At 60.9% G+C, this 19531-nt stretch carries 18 protein-coding genes; 2 read left to right on the top strand and 16 right to left on the bottom strand.

The features are described 5' to 3' along the window. The 8 genes from AC5YUO_RS23485 to AC5YUO_RS23450 all read right to left on the bottom strand — a co-directional run bounded on the left by AC5YUO_RS23485 (position 1) and on the right by AC5YUO_RS23450 (position 8446). Positions 1-903, bottom strand: a complete 903-nt coding sequence (locus tag AC5YUO_RS23485; protein WP_496155450.1) for a LysR family transcriptional regulator — start codon at positions 901-903, stop codon at positions 1-3. A gap of 289 nt (positions 904-1192) precedes the next feature. Beyond that, positions 1193-1942, bottom strand: a complete 750-nt coding sequence (locus AC5YUO_RS23480; RefSeq protein WP_496155449.1) for an ABC transporter ATP-binding protein — start codon at positions 1940-1942, stop codon at positions 1193-1195. Further along, the gene (locus AC5YUO_RS23475; protein WP_496155448.1) at positions 1939-2775 is read right to left on the bottom strand and encodes an ABC transporter ATP-binding protein; all 837 of its coding nucleotides are present in this window, start codon (positions 2773-2775) and stop codon (positions 1939-1941) included. The genes AC5YUO_RS23480 and AC5YUO_RS23475 overlap by 4 nt, the downstream gene beginning before the upstream one ends. Further along, positions 2772-3704: an ABC transporter permease gene (locus AC5YUO_RS23470; protein ID WP_404503471.1), complete on the bottom strand. Its 933-nt coding sequence runs from the start codon at positions 3702-3704 to the stop codon at positions 2772-2774. The genes AC5YUO_RS23475 and AC5YUO_RS23470 overlap by 4 nt, the downstream gene beginning before the upstream one ends. Then, positions 3701-4768, bottom strand: coding sequence for an ABC transporter permease (locus AC5YUO_RS23465; RefSeq protein WP_077984083.1), 1068 nt, complete (start codon positions 4766-4768; stop codon positions 3701-3703). Before AC5YUO_RS23465 ends, AC5YUO_RS23470 begins: the two co-directional genes overlap by 4 nt. An 18-nt stretch (positions 4769-4786) precedes the next feature. Next, entirely contained in the window at positions 4787-6427 is a 1641-nt protein-coding gene (locus AC5YUO_RS23460) for an ABC transporter substrate-binding protein (RefSeq protein WP_400814080.1), read from the bottom strand. Between the two features lie 49 nt (positions 6428-6476). After that, the gene (locus AC5YUO_RS23455; RefSeq protein ID WP_496155447.1) at positions 6477-7532 is read right to left on the bottom strand and encodes a dipeptidase; all 1056 of its coding nucleotides are present in this window, start codon (positions 7530-7532) and stop codon (positions 6477-6479) included. A 206-nt stretch (positions 7533-7738) separates the two neighbouring features. Beyond that, the gene (locus tag AC5YUO_RS23450) at positions 7739-8446 is read right to left on the bottom strand and encodes a phosphoribosyltransferase (RefSeq protein WP_496155446.1); all 708 of its coding nucleotides are present in this window, start codon (positions 8444-8446) and stop codon (positions 7739-7741) included. Positions 8447-8755: 309 nt separating this feature from the next. On the opposite strand from AC5YUO_RS23450, the gene AC5YUO_RS23445 reads away from it, so the two are divergent. Together AC5YUO_RS23445 and AC5YUO_RS23440 are read left to right on the top strand one after the other, a co-directional pair. Then, positions 8756-9928: a M20 aminoacylase family protein gene (locus AC5YUO_RS23445; RefSeq protein ID WP_496155444.1), complete on the top strand. Its 1173-nt coding sequence runs from the start codon at positions 8756-8758 to the stop codon at positions 9926-9928. A gap of 215 nt (positions 9929-10143) precedes the next feature. After that, complete coding sequence (locus AC5YUO_RS23440) at positions 10144-10845, top strand: DNA helicase (RefSeq protein WP_496155443.1); 702 nt, start codon at positions 10144-10146, stop codon at positions 10843-10845. 50 nt (positions 10846-10895) lie between these two features. On the opposite strand, the gene AC5YUO_RS23435 is transcribed toward AC5YUO_RS23440, so the two are convergent. The 8 genes from AC5YUO_RS23435 to AC5YUO_RS23400 all read right to left on the bottom strand — a co-directional run bounded on the left by AC5YUO_RS23435 (position 10896) and on the right by AC5YUO_RS23400 (position 19452). Beyond that, positions 10896-12689 (bottom strand): adenine deaminase, encoded by a 1794-nt coding sequence (locus tag AC5YUO_RS23435; protein WP_496155442.1) that lies wholly within the window; start codon positions 12687-12689, stop codon positions 10896-10898. Further along, entirely contained in the window at positions 12686-13606 is a 921-nt protein-coding gene (locus AC5YUO_RS23430; RefSeq protein ID WP_496155441.1) for a nucleoside hydrolase, read from the bottom strand. The genes AC5YUO_RS23435 and AC5YUO_RS23430 overlap by 4 nt, the downstream gene beginning before the upstream one ends. A gap of 2 nt (positions 13607-13608) precedes the next feature. Then, positions 13609-14634, bottom strand: coding sequence for an ABC transporter ATP-binding protein (locus tag AC5YUO_RS23425; RefSeq protein WP_496155440.1), 1026 nt, complete (start codon positions 14632-14634; stop codon positions 13609-13611). Beyond that, positions 14627-15406 (bottom strand): ABC transporter permease, encoded by a 780-nt coding sequence (locus AC5YUO_RS23420; protein WP_006315562.1) that lies wholly within the window; start codon positions 15404-15406, stop codon positions 14627-14629. Before AC5YUO_RS23420 ends, AC5YUO_RS23425 begins: the two co-directional genes overlap by 8 nt. Further along, positions 15403-16230 carry an ABC transporter permease gene (locus AC5YUO_RS23415; RefSeq protein WP_496155439.1) on the bottom strand — a complete coding sequence of 276 codons (828 nt, stop codon included), beginning with the start codon at positions 16228-16230 and terminating at the stop codon, positions 15403-15405. The genes AC5YUO_RS23420 and AC5YUO_RS23415 overlap by 4 nt, the downstream gene beginning before the upstream one ends. 298 nt (positions 16231-16528) lie before the next feature. Then, positions 16529-17551, bottom strand: coding sequence for an ABC transporter substrate-binding protein (locus tag AC5YUO_RS23410; RefSeq protein WP_496155438.1), 1023 nt, complete (start codon positions 17549-17551; stop codon positions 16529-16531). Then, positions 17548-18609 carry a LacI family DNA-binding transcriptional regulator gene (locus tag AC5YUO_RS23405; RefSeq protein ID WP_496155437.1) on the bottom strand — a complete coding sequence of 354 codons (1062 nt, stop codon included), beginning with the start codon at positions 18607-18609 and terminating at the stop codon, positions 17548-17550. The genes AC5YUO_RS23410 and AC5YUO_RS23405 overlap by 4 nt, the downstream gene beginning before the upstream one ends. A gap of 210 nt (positions 18610-18819) precedes the next feature. Continuing rightward, entirely contained in the window at positions 18820-19452 is a 633-nt protein-coding gene (locus tag AC5YUO_RS23400; RefSeq protein ID WP_496155436.1) for a LuxR C-terminal-related transcriptional regulator, read from the bottom strand. Positions 19453-19531: the final 79 nt, after the last annotated feature.

Below are 19531 nucleotides of genomic sequence, written 5' to 3'. Positions count from 1 at the left end.
CTACCCCGCTGTCGCCTCGCGCATGAAACGCTCGATGAAATCGGCAAGCTTGGAGGCGGCGAAAGACAATTGCCGGTCGGGCGCAACGCAGAGATCGATCTGGGTATGGATGCCTTTTTTACCGGAAAGCGGAATGGCAACCATCTGGCCGCTGCGGATTTCGCGCGCCACCGAAAGCGCCGGCAGCAGCGTGGCGGCAGCATGGCCGAGCACCAGCTCCTTCAGCATTTCCAGCGAACTGGTGATGAAAACGGGATCAAGCTCGATGCCGGCATCGGCAAACAGCGCATCGAAGGCCTGACGCGCGGCAAAACTCTTGTCCGGCAGCGCAAGCGGCAGTCCGGCCAGTTCCTTCAGCGAAACCTCCGGCTGGGCGGCAAGCGCGTGACCGGCGGGGAAGATGACATCGTAGCTGATGCGGGTGCGCGAGCGCACCTTCACGCCCGAAAGCTTCGGCGCAAACAGGCTGACGACGAGGTCTGCTTCCGCCGCACTCAGGGCCTCTATCGCCTGCCGGGCACTGGTAATATGCACCTCGAAACGCAGTTTTGGATATTTCAGGCTGAACTGCGCCAGCACCGGCGCCAGAAGGTTCGCCACCGTCGCGCCATTGGCATAGACCGTGACCCTTCCGCGCTGCAGGCCTTTCAGATCGTCGATCAGCTGGTGCACATGGTCGAGCTCGCGCAACGTCTTGCCGGCACGGGCGGCGAGCAGCTCGCCGGCCGCCGTCAGCTTCACGCCGCGGCTGGACCGCTCCACCAGCGGCGAGCCGAAATAATATTCGAGGTTCTCGATCTGCCGGCTCACCGCCGTCGGAGCGACATTCAGGTTTTCCGCCGCGGCGCGCATGGAATTGGTGCGGACGAGTTCGTCGAAATACATCAAGGCGCGCAGTTGCATGGGGTGGAGACCTTGTTCGGGTGGGCCGGTGTGAGGGCCAGCATATCACTACCGCTTAACGAGCAAAGACCGGACATTCAATGTCTTGAACCTCAGCCGAAGACGATCCAATTGCATGTGGAACGAACGCTCGCCGCTTGTTTCTTCTCCCCGCCGGGGAGAAGGTGGCGCGCAGCGCCGGATGAGGGGGCGATGGTGGGAGAGATGCGGAGAGCTTGCCCCCTCATCTGCCCCGTTCGGGGCATCTTCTCCCCGGCGGGGAGAAGAAAGGGAGGCAACGTCTCACCAATCAAGCGCGCTTGAAACCCTCACTCGCCACCAGCAGCTGCCTTGTATAGTCAGCACTGAATTCGCGGCTTTCCAGCGCCTCGGCCTCCAGCATCTCCACCACCTTGCCGCTTTTCATCACCGCCAGGCGGTCGCACATATGGCTGATGACGCCGAGATCGTGGCTGACCATGACGAAGGTGAGATTGCGGTCCTTGCGGGCCTGTTCCAGAAGGTTGAGGATTTCCGCCTGAATGGAGGCGTCGAGCGCCGATGTCGGCTCATCGAGCAGCAGGATTTTCGGTTCGACGATCAGCGCGCGGGCAATGGCGATACGTTGCCGCTGGCCGCCGGACAGCTGGTGCGAATAACGGAAACGGAAACCGGAACCTAGCCCCACCTCGTCCAGTGCCCGGGCAATGCGCTGCTCGCGATTGTCGAGGCCATGGATGACGAGCGGCTCGAGCAGCAGCGCATCAACCGTCTGGCGTGGGTGCAGCGAGCCATAGGGATCCTGAAACACCATCTGCACGTCGCTATAAAAGCTCTTGTCGCGGTGCTTGCCGGAATAGGAGCGACCGGCCACCATCAGCGAGCCTTCATCGAAATGGTTGAGGCCGGCAATGGCGCGCAGCAGCGTGGACTTGCCGGAACCGGATTCGCCGACGATACCAAAGGATTCACCCTCGGCCACATCGACGCTGACGCTGTCGAGCGCGATGTAACCGTCGAAATCCACCACCATGTCTTTGATGGAAAGAACAGTGCTCATGCGCGCCACTCCGGCTTGCGTTCCAGAACGGGCAATGGGTGCCGGTGGCCGCCAATCTGCGGCAGGCAGTTCAACAGGCCCTGCGTATAGGGGTGTTTCGCTTCCTTCAGATTGGCGGAAGACAGCTCCTCCACCACCTTACCGGCATACATGACGAGAACACGGTCGCAGAAGGAGGAGACGAGTCTCAGATCATGGCTGACGAAGATCAGTCCCATGCCACGGTCGCGCACCAGCTTGTCGAGGATATCGAGCACTTCCAGCTGAACCGTCACGTCGAGCGCCGAAGTCGGTTCGTCAGCGATCAGCAGTTCCGGGCCGCAGACCAGCATCATGGCGATCATGACGCGTTGACCCATGCCACCGGAAACCTCGTGGGGGTAAAGATCGAAGACCCGCTCGGGATCGCGGATCTGCACGGCTTCGAGCATCGCAAGCGTGCGCTGACGCGCCTCGCCGGTGCCGATCTTTTCATGGGTCCGCAGGGTTTCCATGATCTGGCGGCCGATGGTCATGACCGGGTTCAGCGAATATTTCGGGTCCTGCAGGATCATGGCCATGCGCTTGCCGCGCATGATCCGCCGCTCTTTCGCAGAGGCCTTGAGCAGATCGATATCACCGAAGCGCAGCGCATCCGCCTCGATGCGCGCGCTTTTCGGCGTCAGCCCCATGATGGCGCGGCCGGTCTGCGACTTGCCGGAGCCGGATTCGCCGACGATGCCGAGACGCTCGCGCCCGAGCGTGAAGGACACGCCGCGCACGGCCTCCACCAGCCCTGTGCGGGTGGGGAAGGATACGCGGAGATTCTGAACAGTCAGAAGCGGCGCACTCATTGGCCCGCCTCCTTGGGATCCAGCGCATCGCGCAGCCCATCGCCCAGCAGGTTGAAACCGAGGCTGACGATGAGGATCGCCACGCCCGGCATGGCCGCGACCCACCATTGGTCGAGAATAAAACGACGGCCGGAAGCGATCATCGCTCCCCATTCCGGTAGCGGCGGCTGCGCGCCGAGACCGAGGAAGCCGAGACCGGCGGCGGTGAGAATGATGCCGGCCATATCCAGCGTCACGCGCACGATGAGCGACGACAGGCAGAGCGGCATGACGTGTTTGAGGACAATACGGAAGGGCGATGCCCCCATGAGCTTCACCGCCGCGATGAAATCGGAGTTGCGGAAGGTCATGGTTTCGGCACGTGCGATGCGCGCATAGGGCGGCCATGAGGTGAGCGCGATGGCAAGCACCGCGTTCTCTATGCCCGGCCCGAGCGCCGCGACCAGCGCCAGCGCCAGAACGAGCTTCGGAAAGGCAAGGAAGATATCGGTGATGCGCATCAGCACCGCATCCACCCAGCCGCCGGCATAACCGGAAACCGTGCCGACGATGAGGCCGACGGGCGCGGCGATAATGGCGACCAGGAGCACGACGAACAGCGTCAGCCGCGAACCGTGGATGAGACGCGAAAGAATGTCGCGGCCCTGATCGTCAGTGCCGAGCAGGTAACCTTCCGTACCGGGCGGCAGAAGCCGGGCATTGCGCAGATCGCCCTGCACCGGGTTATGCGGGGCCAGCACATCGGCAAACAGCGCAACGAACAGCAGCGCGATGATGATGCCAAGACCAAGCAGTGCCAGCCGGTTTTCCGAAAAGCGCCGCCAGATGACATAGGCGCGCCCAAGCCGCGCCTGCTTGCGCGAGGACGGCCGGTCGGAGAGCAGCCATTCGCGGCTATAGGGTTTGATCGTATCTGTCGACATCGTCATCGGCTGCGCGTCCTTGGATCGAGCGTCCGGTAAAGCAGATCGGAGAAGAGATTGATGCCGACGAAGATGGCGCCGATCACGATCGTGCCGCCGAGAACGGCATTCATATCCGCATTCTGCAGGGAATTGGTGATGTAGAGGCCAAGCCCCGGCCAGGCGAAGATGGTTTCGGTCAGCACCGAACCTTCGAGCAGACCGGCATAGGAGAGCGCAATCACCGTCACCAGCGGCACGGCGGCATTGCGCAGCGCATGGAACCAGATGATGCGGGTTTCCGAAAGCCCCTTGGCGCGGGCCGCGACGATATATTCCTGGGCGAGTTCATTCAGCATGAAAGAGCGCGTCATGCGGCTGATATAGGCGAGCGAGAAATAACCGAGCAGGGAGGCGGGCAGAATGATGTGGCGGAAGAGATCCCACAACACGTCCCATTGCCGCTGCCAGATCGCGTCGATCAGGAAAAAGCCCGTGACCGGCGTGAAGGTGAATTCATAGACGATATCCATGCGGCCGGGATAAGCGACCCATTGCAGCCGGGCGTAAAACACCAGCAGCGCCAGAAGGCCGAGCCAGAATATCGGCACGGAATAACCGATGAGGCCGATGACGCGCACCACCTGATCGGCAAAGCTGCCGCGCTTCACGGCCGCGAGAACGCCGAGCGGAATGCCGAAGACGGCACCGATGATGGTACCGATCGTGGCGAGCTCGATCGTCGCCGGAAACACCCGCTTGATATCCTCCATGACAGGATTGGTGGTGAGCACGGAAGTGCCGAAATCGCCCGAAAGCGCCTGCTTCAGATAGAGAAAGAACTGCTGCCAGAGCGGCAGGTTGAGGCCGAGCTGCTCACGCACCCGCTCGACCACATGCGCAGGCGCACGGTCGCCGACGATCGCCAGCGCGGGATCGATCGGCACCACGCGGCCAATGAAAAAGGTGACCGCCATCAGCCCCAGAAAGGTGGTGATGACGGTGACGGCGAAGCCGAGAACGGCTTTCACGCGGGCGTTGGCACGGCGTTTTCCCTGCCTCGCCCTGCTGTTTGCTTCAACGATGCTCAAGAGACCGATCCTTCCGGATCATTCCTTGGAGATCGTATAGACATAGTTGGTGTCGAAGCTCGGGCCGAGCTTCAGGCCCTTGAGCTTGGCGGAATAACCGGCAACTTCCGTCTGCTGGAAGATGATGACGAAGGGACCCTTCGCCAGAACTTCCTTCTGCAGGTTTTCATAGATCGCCGCGCGCTTGGCGCTGTCCTTTTCCAGAAGTGCCGACTGGGTTTCCTTGGTCAGATCAGGAACATCCCAGGCGTTGCGCCATGCGAGCGTCTTGTTCTTGCCTTCATCGGAATTGTCGTAGTTGATGGTGAAGGTTTCCGCATTCGAGTTCGGGTCGAAATAGTCCGAACCCCATTGCCCGATGTAGATATCATGCGTGCGGGCGCGGTATTTGGTCAGCGTCTGCTTGCCGTCACCCGGAATGATTTCCAGCTTGATGCCGGCCTGCGCCAGCGTCTGCTGCACGCTTTCGGCAATGCCGGTCACCGGCTGCGTGTTGCGCACATCCATGCTTACGGTGAAACCGTCCTTCAGGCCGGCCTTTTCGAGAAGCTCCTTCGCCTTGGCGACGTCGAGCTTGTAGGGGTTCTCGTCGAGCGCGCCAAGCTGGCCCTTCGGCAGGAAGGTCTGGTGAATTTCGCCGATGCCCTTGATGATCGTCGCACCGATCGCGTCATAATCGACCAGATATTTGAAGGCCTCGATGACCTCGGGCTTCTTCAGGTTCTCGTTCTTCTGGTTGAGGCTGAAGTAATAGACGGTGCCCTTGGGCGCGGACGTGACGGCAAGGCCTTCCTTCTTGGAAACCGCTTCCATGTCACCCGGCTCGAGGTTGCGGGCAACATCGATATCGCCGTTTTCAAGCGCCAGGCGCTGGCCGGAGCTTTCCTTCATGTGGCGATAAACCACACGCTTCAGCTTCGGCTTCTCACCGTAATAATTCGGGTTGGCCTCGAGGATCACCGCTTCGTTGGCCTTCCAGCCGAGGATCTTGTAAGGACCGGAACCGGCATAACCCGTCTTCAGGAATTCATTGCCGAAATCCGTGTCGTATTTGTAATCGGCGCTCGGCGTGACCGACTTGGCCTTTTCCGTCACGAATTTCTTGTCGACCACCGAGGCGACGGTTGCGGTGAGCACGTTCAGCACGAAGCTCGGCGCATAGGGTTTGTCGACCGTCAGAACGAAGGTGTTCGCATCCGCAGCCTTCGCCTTTTCGGTGACGTTGTCGCCCTTGAGGCCGAACTGCGTCAGCAGGAATGCCGGCGACTTGTCGAGCTTCACGGCGCGTTCGAAAGAGAAGGCCACATCATCGGCCGTGACCGGATTGCCGGAGGCGAATTTCAGGCCGGACTTCAGCTTGAAGGTGTAGGTGAGGCCGTCCTCGGAGGTCGTCCAGCTCTCGGCGAGATCGCCGATCACCTTGGACGTGTCGTTGAGATCGATGGAAACCAGCTTGCTATAGGTGTTGCCGGTGACTTCGGCGGCGGAGAGTTCGAATGCCTCGCCCGGATCGAGCGTGATAATGTCGTCGATGGCGAAACCTTCGACCAGCGTATCGGCCGGGGTGGCGGCAAAAGCGTGGGGTGCGGACAGCATCATCAGCGACAAAGCGGCGCTGGTGCTGAGAATACGCATGGATTTGTTGAGCGATTTGATCATAGGATCTCCCCTTTTGTTATGAGATTGATTTGGTTCGCTTCAGCTCTTCTCAGGCCGCCTCGTGCCAGGCCTCAGACAAAACACGCAGCCAGTTTTCCCGGCATATTTTAGCAAGTTCTCCATCACCGTAGCCCGCCGATTTCAGCGCCGCAACCAGATTGTGGTTGCCGCTCGCATCGGCAACGCCGACGGGTATCGTCGCGCCGTCGAAGTCCGATCCCAGCGCCACGCAATCAATGCCCATGCGCTCCACCATGTAATCGATATGGCGCACCATGTCGGAAAGCGGCGTATCGGCAATGTCGCGCGCATCCGCGCGCAGCATGGTCACGGCATAGTTCAGGCCCACCAGCCCGCCGCTTTCCCTGATGGCGTCCATCTGCCGATCGGTGAGATTGCGGGCGACGGGGGTGAGAGCATGCGCATTGGAATGGCTGGCAATCAGCGGCTGGTTGCTGGTCCTTGCCACATCCCAGAAGCCTTTTTCGGTGATATGCGCGAGATCGATGAGAATGCCGAGCCGGTTGCATTCCTTCACCAGCGCAAAACCGGCGTCGGTGAGGCCCGGCGCCGTATCCGGCGACATGGGATAGGAAAAGGGAACGCCATGGCCGAAAATATTGTGCCGGCTCCAGACCGGGCCGAGCGAGCGCAGGCCGGCGGCATAAAATACTTCCAGCGCATCGAGATCGGCGCCGATCGCCTCGCAACCTTCCATATGCAGCACGGCGGCGAAAATATCCTCGGCAAAGGCCTTGCGGATATCGGCCGTGGAACGGCACAGCCGCCAGGCGCCGGCGCGATCCAGCCTCAGCGCAATCGCCGCCTTTTCCATGGCGATATCGAGCGAAGGCAGCCGCTCCAGCGGTGCGGCGAGCGGCGTATTGTAATGGCCGCTTTCATCCGGTTCCTGCAGAATGAGATCGCCGGAGGGAATATAGATGGCGCAGATGCCGCCACCGAGACCGCCGGCCCTTGCACGCGGCCCGTCTATATGACCTTCCCGCGTACCGTTTTTGAATTCCGCAACCGGATCGGCACCGGCCTTGCTGTTGCGCCACAACCGAAGCAGCACATCATTATGACCGTCGAACACTGCATGCATGGGAAGAAATTCCAGTCATCGGAAAGAACAAACGGGGGTGGGCAGACGCCGGAATGACACCGCGCGAAAGCAAACCAGCGTATTATTCGCCGACCGCTATTGTCTGTCGGAGGCGATCTTAGGACGATCTCTTCGAGCTTCGCAAGATAGAAATTAGGCACCGGTGAAATTATCACCACTTGCCTTTTGCCGGAACTTGCGCAACGTCAGGCGCGCCAGGCACCTTCCGCTTTCGTGAGCAGCGGCGTGGAAAAAACGCCCCTCACCCGCTCCGGCCATTCCGGCCCGAAAGCGGCGATTTTTTCCCGCCAGCGATCCGATTGCAGCATGGCCGCACCGATGACGGCGGGCCGAATGCCCGACGCGGCGAGCAGCGAAAGACCCGATATGATGGAGCTGCCGCTGGAGATGACATCATCCACCAGCGCCACCCGCCGGTTCTCGATCAGCGGCAACATGCGCGGATCGATATAGAGCCGCTTTTCCTGCCTTGTGGTGATGGAGGACATGGGCACCGACAGCTCCTCCAGATACCAGAATTTGCGCGAGGTGCCGAGCGGCACATAACGGGAATGGCCGAGATGCCGGGCGACGGCGGCGGCGAGCGTCAGCCCCAGCGTCGGCAGGCCGATGACGACATCCGGCTTGAAGGGAAGAAGCTTTGCGGCGAGATCGGCCGCCAGCGCCTCCAGCACCTCAAAAGAGGCCTGATTGACGATGAGCGAGGCGAGCGCATGTTCGCCATCCGCGAGCGGCCTTATCGGCAGGCAGATCTGCCTGTTGTCATCCAGTTCCGCCGGAAAGAAGGTGGAATGCGGACCTGCCGTTACAAAGGTGCCGGGCGGAAGAATATCCTGCCAGAACTCGTGCGGCGCGGCGGGAGACGGGGCGACGGGCGATGCGGATGACGGCATCGGTTTTCCTTTCAGGACCGGAATGGCGCAAGGCGAATGCGGTTTTCGGCCGCGCCAATCCCATTCGGCACATTTGTCATTTCAGCAACCGCAGAGACGCTGCGGGTTCATTTCATTGGCTTTTTCCGCTAGAGTATTTTCGTTTTCTACGAAACACGAAAATACTCCAGCTCTTCGTTTCACGCATTTCCAAACGCAAAACCGCTACACAGTTTTGCTGGAAATGCTCTAGAAGAGAAAAAAGCAACGGGCATTCGGACAAACCCACCTATGACGCGGGTTTTTCCCATATTCAAGGACAAGCTTCCCATGAGACTGCTGGACCGGATCGGCGAGGACCTGCCATTCCTGACGGAGCTTCGCCACGACCTGCACGCGCATCCGGAACTGGGCTTTGAAGAGGAAAGAACCAGCGCCATCGTCGCCGATCTTCTAGAGCGCGCCGGACTGAAGGTGCATCGCGGCCTCGGCGGCACCGGCGTGGTCGCCACCCTTCAGGTGGGCAACGGCACCCGCAGCATCGGCCTGCGGGCGGACATGGATGCGCTGGCCATGCCTGAGGTGCCCGACCGGCCCTATAAATCGAAATTTCCCGGCAAGATGCATGCCTGCGGCCATGACGGCCACACCGCCATGCTGCTGGGTGCTGCGCGTTACCTCGCCAGGACCCGCGATTTTTCCGGCACCGTGCATTTCATTTTCCAGCCGGCCGAAGAAGGCCGGGGCGGCGCGAAAAAAATGGTCGAAGACGGGCTGTTCAACCTGTTTCCCTGCGATGCGGTCTATGGCCTGCACAATATGCCGGGGCTCGGCATCAATGAGATGGCCGTGGTGGAAGGCCCGCAGCTCGCCTCTTCCGACAGCTGGCGCGTCACCTTCAAAGGCATCGGCACCCATGGCGCCAAGCCGCATCTCGGCCGCGACCCGGTGACGGCGGCGGGCACCTTCCTCGCCTCGCTGCAAAACATCGTCGGGCGCGTCGTCGATCCGTTGCAGCCCGCCGTCGTCAGCGCCTGTTCGGTGCAGGCGGGTGATCCGAAGGCGCTCAACGTCATTCCCGATCTCGTCGAAATCGGCGGCACGGCGCGCGCCTATGCGGCAGACGTGCGCGACCAGCTGGAGGCGGAAATCGGCCGGCTGGCGAACGGCACGGCGGCGATGTTCGGCATCGAGGCGCATTACGAATTCATCCGCCGCATTCCGCCCGTCATCAACGAGGCGGACGCAACGAAACGGGCGCTGCGGGCGGCAAAAACCGTCTTCGGCAACAAAACCCGCACCGCTTTTCCACCCTCGACCGCCGGCGACGACTTCGCCTTCTTCGCCGGCGAAGCTCCCGGCTGCTACGTCTGGCTCGGCAACGGCCCGGCGGTGGATGGCGCGCTGCACCACAACACCTCCTACGACTTCAACGACGCGGCCATCGTGCCGGGCGTGGCATTTTGGGCGACGCTGGTTGAGCAGGAACTGGCGGCGGAGTAGCCCCATTTGCTGCCTGCCGATTTTCGACCGGCAACACCTCGGACGCTTGTGGCGAATCATCGGGCGCGGTAAATTCTGCGCACAGGCTCGACCCACGCCTCCCCCCTCCTTTCGGGGAAGCATTCGACATGCGGGGTAATATCATCAACGAACCGTCTGTTCGGGCATTCGCATAAGGAGGGATTGCGTTTCAGACCCGCAATAGAGGTCTTTTGATGAAACTTTCTACTCCGATTTTTCAATTAAAACGGCGGGCCAAACTCATGGTCCGAAACAATGCAATTCCCCTGCACGAAGCGCTGGACCAGATCGCGCGCGAAGAAGGATTTGCAAGGTGGAGCCTGCTGTCCGCTCACGTTGCCGCGGGTTCCTTATCCGACGACCTGTTTTTACGCACCGTGGATGGCGACATGCTTCTGCTTGCCGGTCGCCCAGGTCAGGGCAAGACAGCGCTTGGATTTGAACTTTTGCGCGCGGCAGCCGAAGACGGGCGACAATCTGTTCTGTTCACACTTGAAATGACGGAGCAACAGGCAAAAAAGCGTATCGAAATACAGGTGGCCAGGCAGAGAGAGACCGAGATCGTGACATCGGAGGAGATATGCGCGGATTATATCATCCGCCATTTGTCACCGGCCAAACCCGGCACCTTCGCCGTGATCGATTATCTGCAGATACTCGACCAGCAGCGGCACAAACCGGACCTGTCACAACAGATAACCGCCCTTAGGGAATTCGCACAAAAGAGCGGCGTCATTTTTGCATTCATCTCGCAGGTTGACCGCTCATTTGATCCTGACAACAAGCGACTTCCCGATATGCGCGATATCCGCCTGCCCAACCTGCTGGATTTGGGCCTCTTCACCAAGGCCTGCTTTCTGCATAATGGCGAAGCACAGCTTCACAATGTGAACTGATACGTACGGCTGCCGCGACGGCGACATCGCGGCAGCCGGTCTTGACGTTATTATCGTAAAACCTCGATGATCGGGCTTTCCATCACCTTCCCCGTCAGCACATCGGCAATGCCCATATCCGTCTGGTGCGGGCCGATATTGCAGGCGAGCGTGGCGCCGAAGCAGGCCTTGAAGACGAGATAGGGCGGTTGCCATTCCACCATCTTGCCCACGGCTTCGCGCAACTCCTCGAAAGCCCGCGCCACCTCTTCCAGCGGCGCATTCGAAACGAGGCCGGAGAGCGGCAAGGGAAGCAGCGCGGTGACCTTGCCCCCGGAGGCAACGGCCATGCCGCCACCGGTGCCGATCACCGCATTGGCGGCGAGCGCCATGTCTTGCGCATTACCGCCGAAAACGGTGAGGTTGTGGCTGTCATGCGAGACGGTGGTGGCGAAAGCGCCGTTCCAGTTTCCCCAGCCGGTGAGGAAACCGGTTTTTGTGGTGGGCTCGGCCTTGCCGTGGCGATGGGTGACGGAAATCATCGTTGCACCTTCAGGCGGAACGATGAAACCGTCCTTCACCTCGGCTTCCATTTCGCCCCATTGGGTGAAACGCGGGCGGTCGATGGTGGCGAGGCGTACCTTCACGCCTTCGGAGGCAACCCGGAAATCATCGGCGCTGCGCAACGGCAGCTTCATCGAGCCCTCAAGTGGCGCGGCATCACAGGCCGGAACATCGACGAGCATACGCCCGCCTTCAGCAACCGCCCTACCCCCGGCCAGCACATGGCGGGCTGAAAAACCGCTCAGATCCTCGAAAATGACGATATCAGCGCGGCGGCCGGCAGCGATGAGGCCGAGATCGGCACGACCGAGCCTCTGCGCGGCATTGAGCGTGGCGGCGCGCAGCGCCCATTCGGGCTTCAGACCATAACGCACAAGGCGGCGCACCACATCATCAAGCCCACCGCCGTGCAACAGGTCGTCCGGGAAGACATCGTCGGTGCAGAGCGTCACCGTCTGCGGCAGATGGCCGAGCTTATTCAGCGCCTTCACGAATTCCGGCAGCAGGTGATCGTGCGAGCCGCGCAGCTCGATCGTCAGCCCTGCCCTCAGCTTTGCCATGAGGTCTTCGCCCGAGACCAGTTCATGATCGGAGGAGACGCCCGCCGCCATGAAGGCATTGAGATCGGCATCCTTCAAGCCGCGTGCATGGCCGCAGACCAGTTTTTGCGCGGCAAGCCCGGCCTGCACGATGCCGCTCATGCGCGGATCGCGCTCAATGACGCCGCGCATGTTCATGATTTCCGCAATGCCGCCGATTTCCGGCCAGGACAGGAGATCGGCCAGAATGGTGGCGTCGAAATCCGCACCGCCGCGCTCCAGCCCCGGTGCCGAGGGCACGCAGGACGGAGCGAGCAGAATGGCGCGCAACGGCAGGTTTTTAATGGTCTTCGCCGCCCAGCGTACGCCTTCCACGCCATGCACATTGCCGAATTCATGTGGATCCCAGACGATGGTGGTGACACCACGGGCGACCACCGCTGCCGCATAGGCGGCCGGCGTGATCATCGAGCTTTCGATGTGCATATGCGTGTCGATCAGGCCGGGCGAGACATAGGCCCCGGCCGCATCGATGACCTGCGCGGCATCGCTGCGGCTTGCCGCTTCGTGGACGCTGGCGATCAACGGGCCGACGATACCGATATCGGCGGCGCGAAGCTCTCCCGTCACCACATCCACCAGCGTTCCGCCGGTGATGAGTACATCGAAAGGCGCGTCACCACGCGCGGCGGCAACCGCGCGGGTGCGCAGGGTGTCATGGTTGATATCGGCAGGTTCCGCCAGGCGGATTTGCGCGCTCATCGGGAGGCCTCCCGACGCAGTGCCTCCAGTATGGCCACCTTCGCGGCTCCAGCATCAACGGTCACGGCAAACTGGGCGTTAAAGTCTGTCACTTTCTCCGCGCGTGTCTCGACCACGGTTCTTCCCCGCGTCAGCGAGGCATGAAGTTCGGCATCGATGCGTGCCTGCTGCCAGCCCAGATGATCGGAGATGAAGCCGACTGCGGCGACGGGATCATAAAGCGCCATGGCGTCTCTGCCGCGGCTCGTGGCAATTCCGATGAAACCCTCCAGCAGATCGGCAATCAGCCCGGCATTTTTGCCGCCGGCACTACGGATCGGCGACACATCGGCCGGTGAGGCCGTTACCTTGCGGCAGGCATCGAGATCGACCATGCGCAGCGGCAGGCGGTGGGCGAGCACGATGGCCAGCGCCTCGGGGTCGGCAAAGGCGTTGAATTCGGCCGATGCCGTATGGTTGCCGCTGCTAAGCCCGCCACCCATCCAGGTCAGGTCGGAAATTCTGGCGGCAAGATCGGGCCGCGCGAGGCAGAGTGCGGCGATATTGGTGAGCGGGCCGAGCGCGAGAATGCGCTTCTCCCCAGCCCCTTCCAGCCAATTGCAGAGTGCTGCAAAGGCATCGCTTTTCGGCAAAGCCGGCGCATCCGGCAGGTTTTGGCCGACGGTCGGAATGCCGCTTTCACCGAGGATCGACTGCGCGGTTTCGAGCGCGCCGAGCACCGGCATGGCGCGGCCCTGATGGATCGGCATCGACCAGCCGAAGGCGGCAACGGCGCCTGCGGCATTACGGCAGACGGCCTCCAGCGTGGCATTGCCGAAGACCAGCGAGATGCCATCGATGGCAAGGCCTGCCGATTGCACCACCAGGATGGCGGCGATATCGTCAAAGCCCATATCGGTATCGATCCACACGCCCATGATCAGCCAAACACCTTCAGGCTTGCCGCTTTTTCGACCGGCAGGTCGAAGGCGAGCGTATCCCCGATGGCGTGCGCGGCAAGCGCCGCATCGGTTTCCGCCTTGATGGGGCCAAGCGGCGTATCCAGCAGATATTCGCGGCTGTTGCCGGCAAAGGATGTGCCGCGCACGGTTCCCTGGAAAGGGCCTGAACCTAGGGTGACCATGCGCGGCCGCCAGGCCAGTCCGGATGCTGAACCGACTGGTCCGGGAAGCGGTGTTGTGCCGTTTGCGGTTTTCAACGCGCCGCCATCAAGCGCGAAGATGTTTTCAAAGCCGACGAAGTCCGCCACGAAGGACGAAACCGGCGCGTTATAAATCTCTTCCGGCGTGCCGATCTGCTCGATCTTGCCGCCCTTCATCACGACAATGCGGTCGGCCAGCGCCAAAGCCTCGATCTGGTCATGGGTGACGAAGATCATCGTCACGCCGGTTTCCTTCTGCACACGCTGCAATTCGGTGCGCATTTCAAGCCGCAGACGCGCGTCGAGATTGGAGAGCGGCTCGTCGAGCAGCAGCACCTTCGGCTCCATGACCATGGAGCGCGCCAAAGCCACGCGCTGCTGCTGGCCGCCGGAAAGTTCGGCCGGCCTGCGCGAAGCGAAATTGGACAGGCCCACCGATTTGAGGCCAGAGGCGACCTTGTCCTCCAGCGGCTTGCCGCTCATGCCCTTGAGTTTCAGGCCGAAGGCAACGTTTTCATAGACCGTCAGATGCGGGAAGAGCGCGTAAGACTGGAACACCAGACCGACGGCGCGCTTGTTGGCCGCGACGCGGGTAATATCGGCGCCATCGAGATCGATACGCCCGCTTGCCACCGGCATCAGCCCGGCAATGGCGCGCATCGTCGTGGTCTTGCCGCAGCCGGAGGGCCCGAGAAGGGCGAGCAGCTCGCCCTTGCGGATATCGAGATCGAGATCCTTGACGGCGACATTGCCGCCATAAGCGAGCGAGATTTTTTGCAGCGAAAGGTATTTTGCGTCAGACATAACGGGAGAACCCCAGGAAACGTTCGGCCATGAAGACGATGCCGATGGAAAGGAAGGCGAGCAGCGAAGAAAGGGCGGCCACGGAAGGATCAAAGACGATTTCCATGTAGCCCAGCATATCGATGGGCAATGTGCGCACGCCGGGACCGGACAGGAACAGCGACACCGGCACCTGGTTGAAACTCGTCACGAAACCGAGAATGAAGGCCGAGAGAATGCCGCCGCGAATATTCGGCAGCACCACCCGGAAAAACGCGCCAAGCCGTGACGAGCCGAGCAGCACCGCAGCCTCCTCTATATCGGACCGCAGATTATTGAGGCTGGCCGACACCACGCGCACCGCATAGGGAAGGATGAGCGCGGTGTGGGCGAGAAACAAGGCAAGCGTGATACCGATGCCGAAAGGCACGACGAAATAACGCAGCAGTGCGAGACCCACGATGATGCCGGGCACGATGATCGGCGCGGAAACGATGGTGCGCACGGTCTCGGCAAAAGGCAGCTTGTAGCGCGACATGGCGTAGGAGGCGGGAATGCCGAGGATGAGCGCCGTAAACGTGCCGCCGATGGCGAGGAACATCGACATGGCAAAGCTCTCGCGAAAACTTTCGACCGTGAAGACCTTGGCGATCCATTTCAGCGAAAAACCCTGCGGCGGAAAGGCGAGCGTATCGCCCGCCGAAAAAGAAGCCGCGACGATGATGAGGAACGGCCCGATGAGGAAACCGACAACGAGGAGAAGCGTGAGCGGAATGAAGAGCTGCCGGGTCATTTCTTGTTCCTTGCGGTGGCGATGCGCTTCAGCAGGATATTGGCGGCAAAGCTCATGACGATCAGGATGAAGGCGATGACGCTGGCGGCGACGAAGTTGTTGGAGACAGTGACCTGCTGGTAAAGCAGGGTCTCCAGCATCAGCACCTTCGAACCCCCGAGAATGGCAGGCGTGATATAGGCCGTGAGCGAACCGGTAAAGACCAGCGTGCCGCCCACGACCAGTCCCTCCTTGGTGAGCGGCAGGATGATCTTCCAGAATACCTGAAACCAGTTGGCACCGAGAACGCGGGCGGCCGCGATCGTATCCTTCGGCATGTTTTCCAACGCGCTGATGAGCGAGATGATCATCAGCGGCAGGAACAGTTGCAGAAGGCCGATGAAAACGGCTGTTTCTGAAAACAGGATGCGGATCGGCGCGTCGCTCAGGCCGACAGCCTGCAGCGCCTGATTGACAATGCCGGTTCTGCCGAGAATGACGATCCATGCATAGGTGCGGGCGACCGGCGAAATCATCAGCGGCAGCACGACGAGATTGACCACATGGCCCTTCTTGCCCGGCGACAGGTTGACGATGGCGAAAGCCGCCGCATATCCCACCACCGCCGAAACGACGGTGACGAGCGCGCCGAGTTTGAGTGTGCGCAGGAAAACCGTCTGGTTCAGCGGATCGGAAAAGAATGCCGCATAGGCCGACAATGTCCAGCCATCGGGGGTGTGGAAGCCCTCCGACAGAAGCATGAAGACCGGCACAAGAAAGACCGCCGCCGCGAAAATCGCGGCGGGCAAGGCAAGCGCCAGTGCTTCGGCCCGGTTCTGAAACATGGGTTTATTCCCTGAACGGCAGCGTCGGTGTGCGCCGGCTGTGGTTGGAGTTTGGCGAATGCAGCAAGAGTTGAGGCCGATCACTACCCCCCTCATTCCTGTGCTTGTCACAGGAATGAGGGAGTGTATGGTGGGCCAAAACACGAAATCATTGAGCTTGGTGCCATTGGGTTCGCCAGACGCGCCGGCCTACGATCAAAAGGGTGGAAAAGCGGTCAGGGGACGACCGAACCGCTTTTCCCGGAATGGAGCCGCCCGCGCGGACGTTTCGATGCCCCATTCCAAACGGTGAAGGGACTTACTGGCCGACCTTAGAATTCCACTCCGACAGCCACTTGTCGCGGTTATCGAGCGTCACGTCGGACGGAATGAGCTGCAGGCTACGGGCGGTTTCATCACCATAGGTGATGTTGTTCGCCACCTCGTCGGACACCTTAACCTCTCTGTTGGTCGGGCTGTCCACCAGCTTTTCCGCCAGCGCCTTCTGAACGTCTGTCGAGAGCCAGAAATCCATGAATTGCAGCGCAAGCTCCTCGTTCTTGGTACCCTTCGGCACGACAAGCACGTTCATGCCACCGGTCTGGCCTTCCTTGGGCGTTGCCCAGGCGAGCGGCAGGTCAAGCTTGGTGAAAGGCGCCCAGGAGAAACGCCCGATCGGCGCTGCCCAGATTTCTTCCTGCTGCATCAGCTGCACCAGCTGCGAGGACTTGACGTAGAAGGTGACGATATCGTCCTTCTTCTCGCCCACGGCCTCGATGGCGCCGGCAAGATCAGGCGTATCCTTGCCGATGGCCTTGCCGAGCATATAAAGCGCCGGTGGGCCCTGATTGGTGGTGACATTCGGGAAGGCGACGTGATCGACGATGCCATCCTTCAAAAGATCGGCCCAGCTGTCGATCTTCATCTTGTCCGTGCGGTAGACGATGGACGTGGCGTAGAAATTGACGCCGACGCTCATGCCGTCGCCATTCGGGTCCTTGGCGATGTCATAGAGGTTTTCGATATTCGGAACCTTGGACGCGTCAATTTTCTGGATCAGGTCCTTGCGGGTGGCGGAGAGCGCATCGGCCATGGAGACGATGGCGAGATCGACCACCGGATTGGCCTTGTTGGCTTCCATCTTGGCAAGACGCTCGACGCTGTTGCCGGTCTCGACCACCAGCTTGCAGCCGCATTTGGCTTCAAACGGCGTATAGACCAGTTCCTTGAATTCATCCTGCGCGAAGGCGTAGACGGAAATCGTCAGCGTCTTGTCCTCAGCCTGCGCCGCTCCCATCGTCAGCATCAGGGCGGTGCCCGATGCAAAAATGATTTTTTTCATGGTATGAGTTCTCCTGCTGTCGTTTTTTTGGCTTCAATCGCATCATGCTTTGCCTTGCCGGTGGAGCCGCGCATGATCAGCGCCATCGGTACTTTCGAAATATCCGCCGTCACATCGATGGTGACGCCGTTTTCGCCCGCGCCATCGATGGCGCGCAGCAGCGCCCCGACGGCGAGATCGGCGATGCGGCCCATATCCATGCGCATGGTCGTCAGCGGCGGGGTGACCACGGCGGAAAAGATGAGATCGTCAAAACCGGTAACGCTCGCCTCTTCCGGCACCTCAATGCCCTCACGCTGCAATTCGGTGAGCGCGCGCAGGGCATGCAGGTCAGACACGGCGGCAAAGGCGGTAAAACCCCTCGCAACCTTGCCGGCAAGGCCAAGCAGGCAACCCGCGCCGCCCGCCTTTTCAATGCCATCCACCCAAAGCGTTTCCGTCACGCAGCCCTTGCCAAGACCATCGCGAATACCGCCAAGACGGTCGTTCTGCACGTTGGAATCCCGGTTCTTGCCCACCAGCACCACCTTGCGATGGCCAAGTCCCGCCAGATATTCGCCGACCTGCCGGCCGCCATCCCAATGGTCGGCGGAAACGGTATTGCCCGGTGTCGAGGGGCTGTCGATCACCGCCACGGGACAATCGACATCGGCAATGCGGGTGCCACGGCGGGGAACGATGACCATGCCATCCACGCCGCGCTCGATCAGCCGGTTAATGGCGTCCGTCTGCATGGCGATCTCACCGCGGGAGTCGGCGATCAGCACGCCGTAACCGGCGGTGACGGCCGCCTTCTCGATGGCCTGCGCGATCTGCGGAAAAAGCGGATTGGCGATATCCGGCAAAACGAGCCCGAGAACACCGCTCCTGCCAGTGCGCAGCGCCCTGCCCGCCGAACTCGGCACATAGCCCAGCTCGCTTGCCGTCTTGCGAATGCGCTCCACCAGCTCAGGCGAAACGCGGCCCTTGCCTGACAGCGCATTGGACACGGTTGCCGCCGACACGCCGAGTGCCGCTGCTATCGCGCTCAGATTGGTGGCAGGCCGTGACGACGCCATTGATGGTCCGGAAGGTCTGATTAAACGTTTAATCAGGATAGTCGAGCGGGGATGCCCTGTCGAGTCCGCAGGTGATAAAAATCAGGAGCTATCCCCGGAAACGGCAAGGATTGTTGTCGGGCGGGTAAAACCGTTAGAGCGTTTTGGCTTTTCCTCGAATCGCCAAAACGTTCTAACTCTTTGTTTTTTCGCATTTCCGGCCGGACGGGATCATTGCTGCGGCCTGACCTGCGACATGATCGCCAGCAGGCCGCCATCGGGGTCCTTGAAAAAGGCCATCCACTCCTCGGTTCCATCGCCATGACGATGGATGAGATGCGGCGGGCTTTTAAAGTCGACCTTGCATGCCAACAGGCTTTCATAGGTGGCACCGATATCATCCACCCTGAAATAGATGACCGAATTTGTCGGCCCCCGCCCGTCGACCGACAGGAAGAGCCGGGTGCCGCCGCAATCGAAAAATGCCAGATCGCCGAATGTATAGAGATGGGCCAGACCCAGCACATCGCGATACCAGGCCTCGGCAAGCGGCAGATCGCTGACGGAACGGGATATCTGCCCAATGGCGCCAAGCGCGATATTTTTATGCATCGTTTTTTCCTGTTTTCGCAAGGCGCTGTCGGCCGGCACAGCAAACCAGCGCAGAAGCATTTTCCTGTTGTCGAGGCCAAGCTTTCCGAGCGCATTGGCGATATGAAACTTCACGGCATCGAGGCTGATGCCGCGGCGGCTGGCAATCTGGCGGTTCGTCATGCCGTGCTGGGCGGCATGAACGGTCCGCCATTCGGCAGGCGTCAGAATATCCTCATGCGCCGGCCGGCCGCGCTGCCTCTTTGATTTCATGACCGATTTCATAACCCGATTTGCCGCGAATTTCCCTCCCCCCGCCGGCATTTGTCGGTGTGAGAGTCAGGATCAGTTA

It is taken from the genome of Agrobacterium sp. LEGMi-208b, assembly GCF_059511785.1.
The sequence above is the reverse complement of the archived record's forward strand: the minus strand, read 5'-3'. Positions and strand labels throughout refer to the sequence as shown.

Excerpts from the sequence above, each read along its gene's own strand:
- AC5YUO_RS23470 (WP_404503471.1), bottom strand. The coding sequence starts at position 3,704 with ATGACGATGTCGACAGATACGATCAAACCCTATAGCCGCGAATGGCTG.
- AC5YUO_RS23485 (WP_496155450.1), bottom strand. The coding sequence starts at position 903 with ATGCAACTGCGCGCCTTGATGTATTTCGACGAACTCGTCCGCACCAAT.
- AC5YUO_RS23480 (WP_496155449.1), bottom strand. The coding sequence starts at position 1,942 with ATGAGCACTGTTCTTTCCATCAAAGACATGGTGGTGGATTTCGACGGT.
- AC5YUO_RS23435 (WP_496155442.1), bottom strand. The coding sequence starts at position 12,689 with ATGAGCGCGCAAATCCGCCTGGCGGAACCTGCCGATATCAACCATGAC.
- AC5YUO_RS23450 (WP_496155446.1), bottom strand. The coding sequence starts at position 8,446 with ATGCCGTCATCCGCATCGCCCGTCGCCCCGTCTCCCGCCGCGCCGCAC.
- AC5YUO_RS23440 (WP_496155443.1), top strand. The coding sequence starts at position 10,144 with ATGAAACTTTCTACTCCGATTTTTCAATTAAAACGGCGGGCCAAACTC.
- AC5YUO_RS23460 (WP_400814080.1), bottom strand. The coding sequence starts at position 6,427 with ATGATCAAATCGCTCAACAAATCCATGCGTATTCTCAGCACCAGCGCC.
- AC5YUO_RS23400 (WP_496155436.1), bottom strand. The coding sequence starts at position 19,452 with ATGAAATCAAAGAGGCAGCGCGGCCGGCCGGCGCATGAGGATATTCTG.
- AC5YUO_RS23410 (WP_496155438.1), bottom strand. The coding sequence starts at position 17,551 with ATGAAAAAAATCATTTTTGCATCGGGCACCGCCCTGATGCTGACGATG.
- AC5YUO_RS23430 (WP_496155441.1), bottom strand. The coding sequence starts at position 13,606 with ATGGGCGTGTGGATCGATACCGATATGGGCTTTGACGATATCGCCGCC.
- AC5YUO_RS23455 (WP_496155447.1), bottom strand. The coding sequence starts at position 7,532 with ATGCATGCAGTGTTCGACGGTCATAATGATGTGCTGCTTCGGTTGTGG.
- AC5YUO_RS23475 (WP_496155448.1), bottom strand. The coding sequence starts at position 2,775 with ATGAGTGCGCCGCTTCTGACTGTTCAGAATCTCCGCGTATCCTTCCCC.
- AC5YUO_RS23415 (WP_496155439.1), bottom strand. The coding sequence starts at position 16,230 with ATGTTTCAGAACCGGGCCGAAGCACTGGCGCTTGCCTTGCCCGCCGCG.
- AC5YUO_RS23420 (WP_006315562.1), bottom strand. The coding sequence starts at position 15,406 with ATGACCCGGCAGCTCTTCATTCCGCTCACGCTTCTCCTCGTTGTCGGT.
- AC5YUO_RS23425 (WP_496155440.1), bottom strand. The coding sequence starts at position 14,634 with ATGTCTGACGCAAAATACCTTTCGCTGCAAAAAATCTCGCTCGCTTAT.
- AC5YUO_RS23405 (WP_496155437.1), bottom strand. The coding sequence starts at position 18,609 with ATGGCGTCGTCACGGCCTGCCACCAATCTGAGCGCGATAGCAGCGGCA.
- AC5YUO_RS23445 (WP_496155444.1), top strand. The coding sequence starts at position 8,756 with ATGAGACTGCTGGACCGGATCGGCGAGGACCTGCCATTCCTGACGGAG.